We start from the raw sequence: 14,421 nt of genomic DNA, 5'->3' as shown, positions 1-14,421 counted from the left end.
TAGCCGTCCCAAAATAACTTCACGCCTTTTACGGACGGTTACTGGCAAGCGATCCATGATAGCCGCTGTCCGCACATTTCCGCTGATCTCATTGCGGACAGCCACTGTGGACAAGAGTTGGCTCGCTGGTGTCCTGTCAAGTGTCATTTGATGGTATGCCGCGGGTCAATTTGCCAAGATTGACCGGGCAAGTAGCATCTTGTCCTACAATGCGTTTCCACCATTTCATGCTTGACGAGGCGGTAGTGCATGATCAGGAAAGCATTTTGACGGGACAAGTGGTCAGATCGCGGGCGCGATTCACAAAGCCTTTGTCAAACGTCGCCATTTGCTCACAATGGTTTGACTGCGCCAGATGCAGCGCGTCGGCGAAATCCAGGCCTGACTCATGCCACTCAACCGCCTTGGCGAGTACCGTTCGATTCCGAAAATGGACATTCGGCAATCCTAACAACCCATGGAGCGCTTCAGCGACTGGCTGTGGCCCAGCTTTGTAAGCCCAGCGCAATACCCAGGCTATTTCCAAAAAGACAGTATCAGAGATAAACACCTGATTCGCCTGAAACAGGCGTTTGCTCACCTGGAACTGGTCTGGGTGGTCGCCCGTGAGCAACCGGACCACGATGTTGGTATCAACGGCGATCACGCCAGCTTTCCTCAATTGCCATCTGAATCGCTTCATCCATTTCCTGGATCGTCTTAGGAGGACCTTCGTATGGGATACACCCGGCAACATCTTCCAATGTTGTCGGTTTGATCCCTGGCACAGGCTTAAGCAATACGCCATCCTCCATATCAATCACGATAAACTCAAGTCCAACCTGCCACTCATGCTGCTCCCGAATATTCTTGGGAATGATCACTTGCCCTTTGCTTGATAGTCTTGTCTTTTCCATGGTTCACACTTTTTGATCGGCAAGATACTGGTAAGATGTCGGTAAGATTATAGGCGCGCATTCACTGCATGTCAATGTCAAGGAAGCTACAGATACTGTTCAGCAAAAGCCAGCAGCGCATTCTCGAAGACGGCCAGCGGCGGACGCACGAGGCCCGCGCCCACCTGCCCCACGCCCGCTTCGCGGTGGGCGATGCCCGTGTTCACGCGCGGGGTGATGCCCAGTTCAATCACTTTGCGCAGGTCGATGCCCACGGGGGAGCCGCGAAAGTCCAGCGAAGGAATGGTAAAGTGGGTGTGTTCGGCGGTGGTGATTTCGTACATCTCCAGGGTGGCGTTGAGGGCGTCCTGGGGCGTGCCGCTGATAAAGGTGACGATGGCGGGAGCGGCGGCCATGGCAAATGCACCAATGCCGGCAGTTTCCGTGATCGTACTATCGCCAATATCCGCGTTCGCGTCCGCGCTGCTGAAGCCGGGGAAATAAAGGCCATCGGGAACCTGTGCCGGCGCCGTAAACCAGGCATCCCCCAGGCCGCTAACGCGAATACCAAAATCCGTGCCATTGCGGGCCATCGTCGTCACCACGGTGCTGCCGGCAACGCCATGCCCCGCGTCGCACATCGCCTTACACGCCGCCATCACCGGATTAAGAACAGTAAGCGCATTATCGCCCAGGAATTGCAGGATCGTGGCCGTGGTAAAGCGGTTGTCGCGCGCCTTGCTCAGCAGCGGCGCCAACGCCTTCAAAAAAAGCAGCGACCCCGCCTTGTTCCGATTATGCCCCTCATCCCCCATGTGCAGCGCCTCCGCCAGCAAGGCGCGCAGGTCAATGGCCGCGCCTTGCAGCGCATCCGCCAGCGCCGGCCCCATCACCTCGTTCATCCAGCGCAGTTTGCCGATCACTTCCGGGCTGTACGCGCCGTAGCGCAGCACTTTGCCGTACCCCTCGTTCAGGTTGGAGAAGGCGCGGTTGCCGTGCGTCTGGTTTTCAATCACGTACACCTGCATGGAAGCGGAGGTGACGCCGGCCATCGGCCCCACGGTCTGGTGGTGGTGGCAGGGGGCAAAATCGACCTCGCCCGCTTCCACCATGCCCACGGCTTGCGCCTCGTCTGCCGCCAATCCTTCAAGCAGCAGCGCGCCGATGACGGCCCCGCGCAACGGCCCCGACATGCGCTCCCAGGTGATGGGCGGTCCGGCGTGCAGCAGCAGGTTGTCACGCATGTGGGGAATGACGTCGCGGGCGCGGGCAACGCCGGTGAGCATGGGGCGCGCGGCCATGATGCGCTCGACGGCGGTCTGGTTGGCTTGGTCTATGTCAATCATGGGAACTCCTGTGAATTGCGAAGGACGACGGATGAATTACGAAGGACGAGTTGCCGTTATGCCGGCATCACATACCGAACCATCACCAGAAAATGACAGGCGCTGCCACCCAACACGAAGAGATGCCAGATGGCATGATTGTACGGCACTTTGGGGAAGGCGAAAAACAGCACGCCTGCCGTGTAAATGACGCCGCCGGCCAGGAGCCAGGCAATGCCGGCAGGATCGATCCCCCCCGCGATCTGCCGAAATCCCAACACCCCCATCCAGCCCATGGCCACGTACAAAACCGTGGACAAATTCTCGTACCGGTGAATCGCCACCGCTTTATAAATGATGCCAACCAGCGCCATGCCCCACACGGTGGCGAACAACGTCCACGCCAGCGGGCCACGCATGGTCACGAGGAGGAACGGGGTGTACGTGCCGGCAATCAGCACATACACAGCGGAATGATCAAAAATGCGCAGGATGCGTTTTGCCGGCAAATACGTCACCGAATGGTACAACGTGGAAGCCAGATACAGCAAAATAAGCGAGCCGCCATAAATCGCAAAACTCCACGTGCGCCGCGCATCTCCATGCGTCGCCGCCATCACCACCAACACAAACATACCCGCCACGCTCAACAGTGCCCCCACACCGTGCGTGACGCTGTTTAATAGCTCCTCCCGCCGTGAATAGTAAGCGCGAAACGCCGCGCCTCCCTTCCGCTTTTCTTTACCTTTATCCATCGTCTCCTCTTGATTCGGGGCGCAGCCGCAGGTCTGCCGCGTAGGGGAAAATGTGGAACAATTCCCCGCGCCGCAACCCTTCCTGCGTCTCGCGCCAAAACGCCGCATCGCACAAATCGCCGTGATGCGCCATAAACACGGCCAGCAGCGCCGGCGGCAGCCCCAAAAAGCGGGGAAACTCCTCGGGGAAAATATCCCCCTTGTTCACGTGGAACCACGGCTCCGCCGCCAGGTCGTCATCATACCCCCGGCTCGGCGGAATGCGGCGGAAGCGGCACTCCGTCAGCAGCGCCAGTTCGTCGTAATCGTAAAAAACCACCCGCCCATGCCGCGTCACGCCGAAATTCTTTAGCAGCATGTCGCCGGGGAAGATGTTCGTCACGGCCAGGTCTTTGATCGCCTGCCCGTAATCAATCACGGCTGCCTCTGCTCGCGCCACGCTCTCTTCGCGGATGTACAGGTCCAGGGGAATCACGCGCCGCTCAATGTAGGCGTGCGCGATGATCACGTGGTCGCCATCGGCACAAACAGTCTGCCGCATCTGTGGCAGCATTTCCGCCAGCAGTTCGTCGGAGAAACGGCAGCGGTCAATCTGCAAGTGTTCGAAGGTCTGCGCGTCGATGAGTCTGCCGGCACGATCGTGCGAAAAAACCAGGTCGTATTTACCCCGTACATCCTGCCGCGTCATATCCTTCGGCTGCGCAAAGCGATCCTTGATCAATTTGAATACCATATCGTAACTGGGCAGGTCAATCACCATCATCACCATGCCCCGCTGCCCCCGCGCCATCTTAAATTGGTCATCGGAATGGGCCAGATGGTGCAAAAAGTCACGGTACAGTTCCGTTTTGCCATGCTTGTTGTAACCGACGGAAATATACAGTTCCGCCACGCGCTTGCGCGGCATGATCTCCTTCAAAAACCGCACCAGATCATAAGGCTGCGGCACGTCTATGTGGAAGTAGGATCGGGCAAAACTGAAGAGAATGCTCACCGCATCCTCGTCCGTCAGCACGGCATCCACGGCCAGGCCACGCGCGCCGTGGGTCAACGCCAGCACCAGCGGGACCATGTGCGCCCCGCTGATCATGCGCCCCACCAGGTAAGCCCCCTTGCCACGATAGAAGGGCGTCTGGATCATCTCCACCCGATCCACGGTGTGCCGCGTCCCCACCTGCCGCAAACGCCGCTCTACGATCCGTGCCGCCAGGGCGGCATCCTGCGCCAGGTCGGCAAACGAAACGGGAAACGCATAAGCCCGCAGAATGTCGCCGATCAGATCGGCGGTGGTGGGCTGGCGGGTGTGGGAACGATAAATCGGCGTGGTGGACGGATGGGGTGGCGTGTCGTAGTCGGTATCGACAAATTCGATTTGGGGATCGACGCCAATGGTGGCAAAAATGCGACGGGTGATGGAGTTGAAGAAGGTTTCCGCCAGTTCCCAATCATCATGGTTGAAGAGATAACCGGAGTAGACAGCCTTCATGCTGGCCCAGATGAGCTTCTCCGTCAGGCGCGCCGCCAGCAATTGGCGAATCTCGCCCACGACCTGATCGACTACCTGGCGATAGAGCGCCAGCCGTTGGCCGGCGTCCGCCTGCATTCCCTGCCAATCTCTGGCCACGAACCGCTCGCCGGCACGCCGGGTGATAGCCGTGAACCGGGCGCGGTAGGTGAGGAAGCCCTGGTGAATGGTGAATGCGCCAATGTTGGCGATGCGGCTATCCGTGAGACGAGACATGGGCAATGGTAACAAACAACTGGGGTAACTACGAACGCTCTCTGGAGATTGGACCAATTTCACCAGAGAAAATGGGGCCAATCTGGCCTGGCAGTTACCAATCGGGAACGATCAACAAGTGGTCACTAATGACCGACGGCTCTTGTGTAGCCGTGGCGAAGCAGGAGCCAGGTGCGCCAGAAGGCGAGTGCGGCCATGCCATGAGCGAGGACGGCGAAGAGGGGCGGGGTCTGGCCGGTGTAATAGGTCCAGCAGAGCCGGGTTGTGCCCCATCGCTCCAGGAAGTAGCCCAAACCGGTGCCGGCAAAAAACGTCAACAAGGCCAGGCGATGATCCGTCGGCGAGAGGATCATGAGGCCACAAGCAAGGAGCGCCAGCAGCGTCAATGATTTATCCACTGTCGGCCAGACAAACCAGAGCATCAGGGCATAGAATGCAGGGAAAACGAGCCAATACAGCGCCGGGTAGCCGCGCCAGCCCGGTGCGGGGGTCAGCTGGGCCAGCGCCCGCACCAGCCGGTCAATGGTCAAACTGGCGATGGGCCAGGCGGGAATGATCCACAACGGGGGGCGTTCTAGCGTGTAGTAGGTCCAGAGCGCGGTTTGCGTGCCCCAGCTTTCAATGACCAGCCCGCCAAACAGGCCGACGAGGATGATGCCGGCATCGACGCGCAAATTAGCCCCCGTCATCATCGCCACGGACATGAAAGCAAAAATCCCCAACAGCAGCCAATCCAACTGCCGCCACAGCGGTTGTTCCCGGTCGATTTGGGCCAGGTATTCCCGCGCCAGCGGCCACCAGACATAGCCGAGGAGGAACAGCGTAAGCAGGAAGAGGCTGAGCAGGGTGTAACTGGCGCGCGTCCAGGGTAATTTGCTGGCACGGAGCATACTGACTTATCCCTTCTGGCGCATCTTTGCCAGCAGCGCCATCATCTTCTCATTTCCTCCTGCCGGGGGTCGCCATTCAACATGAATGCCGGCAGCCGACTGCCCAATAAGACTGTCATAGAACGACTCCAGCCCCAGGTTAATCGCCGCCAACGGCTTTTGCAACGTCGCCAGCGAAACCGGCGGCTGGGGGAAAGCGGCCTCACCACGGCCATACGCCGCCACAATCCGCGTCAGGGCATCCACATTACTCGTCACGACCGCGCCCACCTCTGCCAGTTGCTCCATCTGCGCCCGAAGCCCTTGCGGATCCTCCTCCGTCCCCACCAGCAGCACGGCCACGTCCAACGGCCGCCGCGCCTTGACGGCGGCAATAGCCGGAGCCAATTCCGCCGCCGGGTTTGGGTGCGCGCCCTCCCCCAGCACCACATCCAACACAATCAAGCCCACGTCCGGGTCGGCGGCCTCCTGGCGCAATCGCCGCAGCCGCAGGTCATTGTCCATCATCGGGTGCAGCCGCCCCTGCGTAAAGGCATCCGCGCCCATGTCCAGCAGCGTGTGCGCCTGGCTGCGCGTGAGTTGGGGCAGCGCCTGCGCAGGGCGCAAGGGGACGTTGCTGTACAGCGGCGTGAGCAGCGGCTGCCAGGCGAGCATCGCTTCGTAGGCCAGCGTGCCGCCGGAAAAGAGGCCACGCACATAACCGCTGGCCGCGAATGGGGAAAGGAGCGGCGTTTCCCGTGGCGGGACGATTGCCACCGCCTGGCGCGCGGCGTCCTCCAGGCTACGCGCCATGATGACGCGGCTGTTGATGCCGTCCAGCGCGGTGGGATAGCCCAAAAAGTAAATGATGACGGGCTTGTCCGCGGCCTGCGCCGCCGCCATCAGGCGGGTGACGATTTCCGCGTCCGGGGGTTTGGAGACAAGCACAATCACGTCCGTCTCCGGGTCGCGGCGCAGCAAGTCGAGGGCTTGCAGCGCCGTGCTGCCGCCAATGCGTGCCGAGAGATCCCGCCCGCCCACGCCAATCGCCTGGGAAACGCCCGCGCCGAGCGTGTGGAGTCGGCTGGTGATGGCTTGCAGGCCGGTCCCCGAGGCCCCAACCAGGCCAATACGCCCACGCCGCACGCGATTGGCGAAGCCGAGACCGACGCCGTTGATAATGGCCGTGCCACAGTCCGGCCCCATGAGGAGGCGTCCGGCGGCGCGGGCTTGCTCTTTCAGGGCGGCCTCTTCTTCCAGGGAGACGTTGTCGCTGTAGAGGAAGACGTGTTTGCCCATGTCCAGCGCTTCGCGGGCGACGCCGGCGGCGTAGCGGCCCGGCACGGAGACCAATACCCATTCCGCGTCGGGCAAAAGGCGAGCGGCGGAGGCGAGACTGCGCGGGCGGAAGGTTTGCCCGGCCTGGGTGCGGCGCTGTTGGATGAGGGTGTCCAGTTGGGCGAGGGCGGCGGAGGCGGCGTGTTCGTCAACCGCTTTGACGACAATGAGGAGGTCATCGGCGGAGGCGCGTTGGGCGGCGGGGGGGAGGAGGTCGCTGCCGGCAAGGAGTTCTCGATTGGCGGGGGTGGCCATGACAATGCCGGCATCCAACACCCCCGCCAATCCCGCCAACCCCCGCTGCAACTGCATCAACACAACTGAGTCAAAATAAGCCCCCGCCCGCATCTCAAACCGCATCACACTCGTCATTCAAGCTGCTCCAATTCGACACTGACTGCATTCCACCGGTGCGCGAATGCACCAACACACAGCGAATTATACCCCACCGCGTAAAAAAAAGACCCCCGGCGACAGGTCGCCAGGGGTCTCTATGAAAGCCAAATTAGTTCATTCTTGGAGAATGAACCAATCTAAGTGCCTACCTACGGGTAGCTCACCCAGAGTTGCCAGGAGCCGGAGCCATTGTAGGAGCGGATGTACCACAGGTAGTAACCGGAGGTGCCGCTGTAGGTGATAGCCTCACTGGAGGTCGGACCGGTGGAGCTGGCGACCATGCTCCAGCCGCCGAAAGCGCCGCGCTTCAGCAGGTAGAGGTCGAAGTCGGGGCCGGTTCCTTCCATGCACAGTTCCTGCGCACCGGAGCCGGCGGAGTACCAGCCGTAGTCCACGTCGCCCGTGCCGGTGAGGGTTCCGGTGAAGTCGGGCGAACCCTGGCATCCACCACCACCGCCGCCGCCTTCCAGCAGGGAGTAAACCAACAGGTTGGGGGAGCCGCTACCGGGGTTGCCGACGACGCCGGCCGTAGCGGTGGAGATGATCTGCGCGCTGGTAGCGGCAGGGGAGTCGGACGGATTCGCTTGCAACCACAGGGCAGCCACGCCGGCGACGTGCGGCGTCGCCATGGAGGTGCCGCTGATGGTGTTGGTGGCGTTGTCGCTGGTGTACCAGGCGGAGGTGATGTTGTCGCCGGGCGCGAAGATGTCCAGGCAGTTGCCATAGTTGGAGTAGCTGGCGCGGTTGTCGCTGCTGGTGGTCGCGCCAACCGTCATGGCGGCGGCCACGCGGGCGGGGGAGTAATTGCAGGCGTTGGCGTTGGAATTGCCGGCAGCAATCGCATAGAAAACGCCGTCGTTGATGGAATTATTCACAGCCGAGTCCATGGAATTGGACGCGCTGCCGCCCAGGCTCATGTTCGCCACGGCGGGGTTGCTGCCCGTGTGCTGGCTGGTCACCCAGTTCACGCCGTCGATAACGTCAGACGTGGGGCCGGAGCCGTTGCAGCCCAGTACGCGCACGGCGTAGAAGGTAACGCCCTTGGCGACGCCGTAGGTGGAGCCGCCAATCGTGCCGGAAACGTGCGTGCCGTGGCCGTTGCAGTCATTGTAGCCATTGTTATCGCCCGTGGCGTTGTAGCCGCCAACGACGCGCCCGCCAAACTCGTTGTGCGTCACGCGAATACCGGTGTCAATGGTGTACACCTTGACGCCGGCGCCGGTGTAATTGTAAGTATAGGAGTTGTCCAGAGGCAGGTTACGCTGGTCGATGCGGTCCAATCCCCAGGTGGGATTCGGCTGCACGTCCACAATGTACATCATCTGGTCTGCTTCAACGTAGTCAACGGACGCATCCGCCATCACCGCATCTAATGCACGCGCGGGCAGGTAGGCGGCAAAACCGTGAATCGCCACGTCCCATACATGGTCCACGCGGCCACCCAACGTTTCTACCGTATTGATGATGGCCGCCGCATTAACGGCAGACGTCCCTTTCTTGAATACGACAATATATTGATCAGGAATGGCGGTGGGGCTGTCGGTGTGCAGCAGTGGTGCTGTCCTGCTCTCAAATTGGGCGCTGTCCGCATAGGAGGGCGCGGCGGCGAAACCGAGCGCAATCAGGGCCAGCAAAACAAATACGGGCAAATAAGTTTTGATTCGCATATTACTACTCATCTCCATGGGTCTGTCCAACAATTCCGCGGTGAGATTGTTGGCTACATTTGGGGAACTCCGATTTGCCGGTAAACCACACGGGGCGGTTTGGGCTGGTCACTCCATTTCTGTGTACAAATTGGGAAATGGAAAACACGAAAAAGGGAAACGGGCTTCTTCCATACACCACAGTTTTATGTACCGGTGGCACCACCTCCTTTAGGGGATCATCCGTCCCACGGGTTCATTACCTCTAGCCCTTGCCCGCAAGGCGTGGGGCTATCCGCTCCGTGCAAACGGCACGATCATAACATGAAAGTCTCATCGAATTCTCGTGAAAATGTATGCGAAGCACGGGGCAGCGCGACAAAATTTTTCCTGGACAGATGCCGCGGCGGTTGTTGCCGGCATTTGCCAGGCCGTTACTCAGGATTTGGATGGGAAAATGCCGATCACCCGGCAGGTTCCTGAAGCGACTTCGTCATGAAATAACGTTGATGACCCGTGGGAAAATCCTCCAGCACGCCAAACACATGGTAGCCATGCTTCTTATAAAAATCTGGCGCTTGAAAACTAAACGTATCCAGATAAGCCTGCCGCGCGCCTCGCTGGAGGGCCTCTTCTTCCGCCAGCCGCAAGAGGCGGCTGCCGTAACCAAGACCGCGGTATTCCGCTTTGATCCACATCAGGCTAACATGTAACCAGTGCCAGTAGGTTGTCCCAATCACCCCGCCGACAATTTCCTCATCGGCATCATACAGCAAGAAACAGACGCTCTGCGCGTGATCCTCGCCCGCCTGCTGATCATTATAATCATTAAGCGCCGGTCCAATCACCCCCCATGCCGCATTTTCCGCAAAAACGATTTTCAGCTCTTCTGCCATGACCTTCCTCCCGATTTCCACGCTGAGGCTGTCAACAGATCCAAAAGGCAACGCCAGTATACCACGTTGCCGGACACGACGAAAGCGCGCCGGTTCCCGGCAGGACGTAATTCCTACATCATCACGAGCGACGCGGGTCAAACCATTCATCCAGATGCAGCCAGAGAACGCGCGTGTAGCGCAGCGTAAAAGGCGAAATCAGCACAAGCCCTACGGCCATCCCCCCCAACATGAGCCATATCGGGAGTTTATGCACCACGGACCAGACAATAAAAGGCCCGATTGCCAGCACATCCACCGCATAAGCGAAGTAGATGGACATGAGGAAAAAGCCCGTCTCCCGCTCAAACGGAATGCCGCATTCGGGGCAGTGGGTGTTCATGCGCCACAACGAGGCAAACACACGTCCACGCAGGCAGTGGGAACAACGCAGCAGCAAGATAGCGCGTAATCGGGACATGGCTTAGTTACGCTCCATCTGGGCGAGGGCGGCGGCGATGGGTTCCGCCCAGGCCAGGAGATATTCGTCGGTGTACCAGTTGCCGGCAATCTGCAATCCCCACGGCAGCCCATTCTCCGCAAAACCGGACGGCACGCTCACCGTCGGCAGCCCCGCGTGCGTCCAGGGCAAATTCATCACCGGGTCGCCCGTACTCTCCAGCCCTCGCGGCGCCGTCCCCGGTGCCGATGGCGAAAGCCACAAATCTACCCCGGCGGACCGCATCAGGTCCACCAAACCGTGGCGCAACGTCATCCGTCCCTGGCGCGCCGCCGCTATCGCTTCCGTGGAAACAGCCTGCCCGTGCCCGATCAGTTCCGCTGTTTTGGCGTGGTAGCGGTCGGCAAACTGCGCGAACCATGCCGCATGGACGGCGGCGGCGTCCGCGGCCACGAGCAAGTTGTGGCGCGCGACGATTTCGGCGAAGTCGGGCATGGCCTCCACGCGCTTCACCTGCCAGCCAGTATCCGCCAGATGGCCGCACACACGCTCAAATTGCGCCAACGCCGCCGCATCCGCCCGTAATAAGTACGGACCAGCCGGCACGCCCAAAACCGGTTGGCGCGTGGGCGTCGTAGCCTGCCAGTCAGGGCAAAGTTGGGCCGCCGCCAGCGTCGCGCCGCCCACGTCCGGCGCAAACACGCCCACGTGGTCCAGCGATGGCGACAGGGGAATGACGCCCGCGCGCGAGATGCGGTCGTAGCTGGGCTTGTATCCCACCACGCCGCAGAACGCCGCCGGACGGCTGATGGAGCCTATTGTCTGCGTGCCCAACGCCAGCGGGCACACCCCCGCGCCCACCGCCGCCGCCGAGCCGCTGCTGGAGCCGCCAGGCGTGTGGTCGGGATGGCGCGGGTTGCGTGTGGGGCCGGGGGCGAAATAAGCGAACTCGGTGGTGACGGTCTTGCCCATCACCAGCGCGCCCGCCTGTTTTAGGCGCGTCACCGATTCCGCTTGCGCGCCCTGGAGGAGGTCGGGAGGGAGTTGGCTGCCGGCATTTGTGCGGAAACCGGCCACATGAAAAATATCCTTCACGCCCACCAACAGGCCAAACAGCGGCGGGCGGGCGGGCGGGTCCGGGTAGCGCGCCAGCAGCGCCTCCGCCTCCCGCCGCAAACGATCAAACCGCACCGTGCCGGGCACAAACGCCAGCACGGACGGCTCCCGCGCCTGAAAACGCGCTTCCACCTGCGCCAGATAATCCAACAAGGGCAACGCGCCGCTGCGTAATGCCATGCTTAGGGCAAATGAATCCATAGGTATCACTTGAACGACCGACCTGGTTCCTGCTACAATGACAATAAACTGCCGGCAAAAGAGCAAGAGGGCATGGTCATGAGGTTGCTGAAGGCAGAAGAAGAGATTTTACAAATGAAGTGACCTTCTAACCTGCAAAATGGCGGGTTGTTTTTAGACGGTTCACTAGTGTCATGTCAAGGGTATTTTGATGGTAGACCGTAGGTCAATTCGCTGAATTGACCGGACAAGACGGCGTCTTGTCCTACGGCGCGTTTCCATCGTTTTATGCTTGACGGCACACTAGCAGTACACCCTGTTGATCAGGGCGAAGACGGGTAATGTGACGAGGCGTGGCTATCGCCAGCTTTGAGATTCCCGTGCGGGCTATTTTTGATGCGGCTGTGAACCGGAAGATATTGCCGGCATTAATCGTGGAAACGTGAAAAGGAACGTATGATGAACACTGCTAACGCTGTGACGACTGCATACAAGCACATTCATCTTGATGAGGAAGGCGTTGCCTTTGTTGCGGGAACGACAATGAAGGTCATCGAACTCGTCATGGCGCAAATAGCCTATGGCTGGAGTCCCGAAGAGCTTCATTTTCAGCATCCGTACCTGACAATGAGTCAGGTTTACTCGGCTTTGGCTTACTACTGGGAACATAAAGACACATTCGACGCTGAAATGGGACGTCGCCTGCGCTATGCGGAACAATCGCGCCAGGCTACGGGTCCGTCGCCACTGGCCAGGCGATTGCGTGAAGAGGGATTGCTTGAATGACGATTACCCTCTATATGGATGTTCATGTACACCGAGCTATTACCGCAGGTTTACGCCTACGTGAGATTGATGTCCTAACAGCTCAAGAAGATGGTCATCGAATGGCTGCTGATGTCCGCTTGCTTGACCGTGCCACAGAACTACAACGGGTTCTTTTCACTCAAGATGAAGATCTGTTGGTAGAAGCAAAATATCGCCAGACCGAGGGAATCTCCTTTGCCGGTGTTGTTTACGCGCATCAATTACGCATCACCATCGGTCGCTGTATACAAGACCTGGAATTGATAGCAAAAGCAAGTGAGTTGGAAGAGATGATCAATCGCGTTGAATATCTTCCCCTTTGAATCCGCGAACCTCTCCTTTCAGGGAGTAGCCAGACGTCGCGCCGCCAGTTTCACGGCGTCCACAATATGCTGATACCCGGTGCAGCGGCAGAGATTGCCGGAAATCGCCTCGCGGATTTCCGCTTCGCTGGGGTCGGGGTTGCGCGCCAGGAAGGGGACCAACGTCATCAAAATGCCGGGCGTGCAAAAACCGCATTGCAGCCCGTGCGCTTCCCAGAACGCCGCCTGCAAGGGGTGCAAATCGTCCGCGCTATCCGCCAGTCCCTCCACCGTGCGCAGTTCGCGCCCATCCGCCTGCACCGCCAGCAGCAGGCAGGAACGCACCGCCTCCCCCTCGAACAAAATCGTACACGCGCCGCAAACGCCATGTTCGCAGCCCACGTGCGTCCCCGTCAGCCCCAGTTCGTGGCGCAGGAAGTCGCTCAAGAGCAGGCGCGGCTCCACGTCGCGCTCATACGTTTTGCCGTTGACGGTGAGTTTGATGGTGTGCATATCGTTGCTGCCTTTTTTTATCCTACTTTGGCGCGGGCCGCCGCCGTGGTGAGGGCGCGGCGGGTGAGGACGCGGGCCAGGTGGCGTTGGAAGTCGGGGGTGGCGTGGATGTTGCCGGCAGGCGCAATCTCTTGCGTGGCACCAAAATCAGCCGCCGCCTCGATGGCCGCCAGTGTGAGCAACTCGTTTTGTAGCAAACCCGCCGCTCCCTCCGCGTCAATGGGACCATCCCCCAGGTTCAGATAGACGATGCGGGCGCGCGCGCATTTGCCGGCATCATCCAGCGTCACCACCACAGCCACGCCGGCCAGGGCGTAATCCCCACGCCGCCGCGCCACTTCCACGAACGCGCCGCCGGTGCGCGCGGGCCAGGGGGGGAATTCCACCGCCGTGAGGATTTCGTCGGGGGTGATGTCTACGGTGAAGAGGCTTTGGAAGAAGGATTTTGCCGGCACGCGCCGCACGCCCCCCTCGCCGGCAATCTCAAACACCGCGTCCAGAGCCACCGCCGCCACGGGCAGCTCCGCCGCCGGGTCCGCGTGTACCATGCTACCGCCAATCGTGCCCCGGTTGCGGATTTGTGGGTGGGCGATCTGGGGCATCGTCTCCGCCAGCAGCGGGGCCAACTGCGCCGTCAGGGGGCTGCGCTCCACCTGCGCCTGCCGCGTCATCGCCCCCAGGCGCAGCCCGCCCGCCGCCGTGCGCGTGATGCCGGCCAGTTCCGTCACGCGGTTCAGGTCAATGAGGACGGACGGTTGTAGCAGGCGAAAGTTCAGGGCGGGGACCAGGCTCTGCCCGCCCGCCAGCAGCTTCCCATCATCCCCATACGCGGCGATTAAGGAGAGAGATGCCGGCAACGAATCCGGCGCGGCATAATCAAACGGAGCAGGCTTCATAGGAACTCCTATCTATCCACAGGCGGGAGAGAACAAAACCAGGTCGCGTAATTATTCTGCAACCCTCACCCCCTGTCAAGCAATATAAGATCGTTAAAGAGTCGGGAATGAAGCTCTTACCTGGAGCAAATGGGTTATAATTCAGAAAATGTGTTCTCTTTGGTTTTCCGTAAATGGGGTTTGAAGCACCAAAATTCAAACCCCATTTACGGAAAACCAAAGATTTTTCCCGACGTTACAATAGAGTTTTGTAAGTTTTTTGTCCACCACCAATTATGGAGAAGATACCCGCAAACCTTAAAAAATAGCGAAAATGTTCTAAAACGA

The 14,421-nt window shown here is 60.0% G+C and carries 15 protein-coding genes; 2 read left to right on the top strand and 13 right to left on the bottom strand.

Features of this window, described 5'->3' with window-relative positions:
- Nucleotides 1-253: 253 nt before the first annotated feature.
- The 11 genes from H6650_15995 to H6650_15945 form a co-directional block, all read right to left on the bottom strand.
- A complete protein-coding gene (locus tag H6650_15995) occupies nt 254-646 on the bottom strand; it encodes a type II toxin-antitoxin system VapC family toxin (protein ID MCB8953510.1) in 393 nt (130 codons plus the stop codon).
- On the bottom strand, nt 633-896 hold the full coding sequence (locus H6650_15990; GenBank protein ID MCB8953509.1) for an AbrB/MazE/SpoVT family DNA-binding domain-containing protein: 264 nt from the start codon (nt 894-896) through the stop codon (nt 633-635). The genes H6650_15995 and H6650_15990 overlap by 14 nt, the downstream gene beginning before the upstream one ends.
- Nucleotides 897-982: 86 nt before the next feature.
- Complete coding sequence (locus H6650_15985) at nt 983-2,221, bottom strand: DUF1116 domain-containing protein (protein MCB8953508.1); 1,239 nt, start codon at nt 2,219-2,221, stop codon at nt 983-985.
- Nucleotides 2,222-2,277: 56 nt separating this feature from the next.
- The gene (locus tag H6650_15980; protein MCB8953507.1) at nt 2,278-2,955 is read right to left on the bottom strand and encodes a hemolysin III family protein; all 678 of its coding nucleotides are present in this window, start codon (nt 2,953-2,955) and stop codon (nt 2,278-2,280) included.
- Nucleotides 2,948-4,696 carry a bifunctional isocitrate dehydrogenase kinase/phosphatase gene (gene aceK, locus H6650_15975; GenBank protein MCB8953506.1) on the bottom strand — a complete coding sequence of 583 codons (1,749 nt, stop codon included), beginning with the start codon at nt 4,694-4,696 and terminating at the stop codon, nt 2,948-2,950. The genes H6650_15980 and aceK overlap by 8 nt, the downstream gene beginning before the upstream one ends.
- A 125-nt stretch (nt 4,697-4,821) precedes the next feature.
- Entirely contained in the window at nt 4,822-5,586 is a 765-nt protein-coding gene (locus tag H6650_15970; GenBank protein MCB8953505.1) for a hypothetical protein, read from the bottom strand.
- A 6-nt stretch (nt 5,587-5,592) separates the two neighbouring features.
- A complete protein-coding gene (gene fdrA, locus H6650_15965; GenBank protein ID MCB8953504.1) occupies nt 5,593-7,275 on the bottom strand; it encodes an acyl-CoA synthetase FdrA in 1,683 nt (560 codons plus the stop codon).
- 173 nt (nt 7,276-7,448) lie between these two features.
- Nucleotides 7,449-8,966, bottom strand: coding sequence for a S8 family peptidase (locus H6650_15960; GenBank protein MCB8953503.1), 1,518 nt, complete (start codon nt 8,964-8,966; stop codon nt 7,449-7,451).
- Nucleotides 8,967-9,409: 443 nt separating this feature from the next.
- The gene (locus H6650_15955) at nt 9,410-9,841 is read right to left on the bottom strand and encodes a GNAT family N-acetyltransferase (GenBank protein MCB8953502.1); all 432 of its coding nucleotides are present in this window, start codon (nt 9,839-9,841) and stop codon (nt 9,410-9,412) included.
- A gap of 121 nt (nt 9,842-9,962) precedes the next feature.
- A complete protein-coding gene (locus tag H6650_15950; GenBank protein ID MCB8953501.1) occupies nt 9,963-10,301 on the bottom strand; it encodes a DUF983 domain-containing protein in 339 nt (112 codons plus the stop codon).
- 3 nt (nt 10,302-10,304) lie between these two features.
- Nucleotides 10,305-11,597, bottom strand: coding sequence for an amidase (locus H6650_15945; GenBank protein MCB8953500.1), 1,293 nt, complete (start codon nt 11,595-11,597; stop codon nt 10,305-10,307).
- A 438-nt stretch (nt 11,598-12,035) separates the two neighbouring features.
- Here H6650_15945 and H6650_15940 point away from each other — a divergent pair, with 438 nt between their 5' ends.
- On the top strand, nt 12,036-12,362 hold the full coding sequence (locus H6650_15940) for a DUF433 domain-containing protein (protein MCB8953499.1): 327 nt from the start codon (nt 12,036-12,038) through the stop codon (nt 12,360-12,362).
- On the top strand, nt 12,359-12,706 hold the full coding sequence (locus H6650_15935; protein MCB8953498.1) for a DUF5615 family PIN-like protein: 348 nt from the start codon (nt 12,359-12,361) through the stop codon (nt 12,704-12,706). The genes H6650_15940 and H6650_15935 overlap by 4 nt, the downstream gene beginning before the upstream one ends.
- An 18-nt stretch (nt 12,707-12,724) precedes the next feature.
- Here H6650_15935 and H6650_15930 read toward each other — a convergent pair whose 3' ends face one another.
- The gene (locus tag H6650_15930) at nt 12,725-13,198 is read right to left on the bottom strand and encodes a (2Fe-2S)-binding protein (GenBank protein ID MCB8953497.1); all 474 of its coding nucleotides are present in this window, start codon (nt 13,196-13,198) and stop codon (nt 12,725-12,727) included.
- 17 nt (nt 13,199-13,215) lie between these two features.
- A complete protein-coding gene (locus H6650_15925; GenBank protein ID MCB8953496.1) occupies nt 13,216-14,094 on the bottom strand; it encodes a xanthine dehydrogenase family protein subunit M in 879 nt (292 codons plus the stop codon).
- Nucleotides 14,095-14,421: the final 327 nt, after the last annotated feature.

It is taken from the genome of Ardenticatenales bacterium, assembly GCA_020634515.1.
Taxonomy (GTDB): domain Bacteria; phylum Chloroflexota; class Anaerolineae; order Promineifilales; family Promineifilaceae; genus JAGVTM01.
Note: the sequence above shows the minus strand (reverse complement) of the source record. Positions and strands in the feature narration are given on the sequence as shown.

What these genes read in the sequence shown, in the direction of transcription:
- H6650_15990 (MCB8953509.1), bottom strand. Translation starts at nt 896, where the DNA reads ATGGAAAAGACAAGACTATCAAGCAAAGGGCAAGTGATCATTCCCAAG.
- H6650_15985 (MCB8953508.1), bottom strand. Translation starts at nt 2,221, where the DNA reads ATGATTGACATAGACCAAGCCAACCAGACCGCCGTCGAGCGCATCATG.
- H6650_15980 (MCB8953507.1), bottom strand. Translation starts at nt 2,955, where the DNA reads ATGGATAAAGGTAAAGAAAAGCGGAAGGGAGGCGCGGCGTTTCGCGCT.
- aceK (MCB8953506.1), bottom strand. Translation starts at nt 4,696, where the DNA reads ATGTCTCGTCTCACGGATAGCCGCATCGCCAACATTGGCGCATTCACC.
- H6650_15970 (MCB8953505.1), bottom strand. Translation starts at nt 5,586, where the DNA reads ATGCTCCGTGCCAGCAAATTACCCTGGACGCGCGCCAGTTACACCCTG.
- fdrA (MCB8953504.1), bottom strand. Translation starts at nt 7,275, where the DNA reads ATGACGAGTGTGATGCGGTTTGAGATGCGGGCGGGGGCTTATTTTGAC.
- H6650_15960 (MCB8953503.1), bottom strand. Translation starts at nt 8,966, where the DNA reads ATGCGAATCAAAACTTATTTGCCCGTATTTGTTTTGCTGGCCCTGATT.
- H6650_15955 (MCB8953502.1), bottom strand. Translation starts at nt 9,841, where the DNA reads ATGGCAGAAGAGCTGAAAATCGTTTTTGCGGAAAATGCGGCATGGGGG.
- H6650_15950 (MCB8953501.1), bottom strand. Translation starts at nt 10,301, where the DNA reads ATGTCCCGATTACGCGCTATCTTGCTGCTGCGTTGTTCCCACTGCCTG.
- H6650_15945 (MCB8953500.1), bottom strand. Translation starts at nt 11,597, where the DNA reads ATGGATTCATTTGCCCTAAGCATGGCATTACGCAGCGGCGCGTTGCCC.
- H6650_15940 (MCB8953499.1), top strand. Translation starts at nt 12,036, where the DNA reads ATGAACACTGCTAACGCTGTGACGACTGCATACAAGCACATTCATCTT.
- H6650_15935 (MCB8953498.1), top strand. Translation starts at nt 12,359, where the DNA reads ATGACGATTACCCTCTATATGGATGTTCATGTACACCGAGCTATTACC.
- H6650_15930 (MCB8953497.1), bottom strand. Translation starts at nt 13,198, where the DNA reads ATGCACACCATCAAACTCACCGTCAACGGCAAAACGTATGAGCGCGAC.
- H6650_15925 (MCB8953496.1), bottom strand. Translation starts at nt 14,094, where the DNA reads ATGAAGCCTGCTCCGTTTGATTATGCCGCGCCGGATTCGTTGCCGGCA.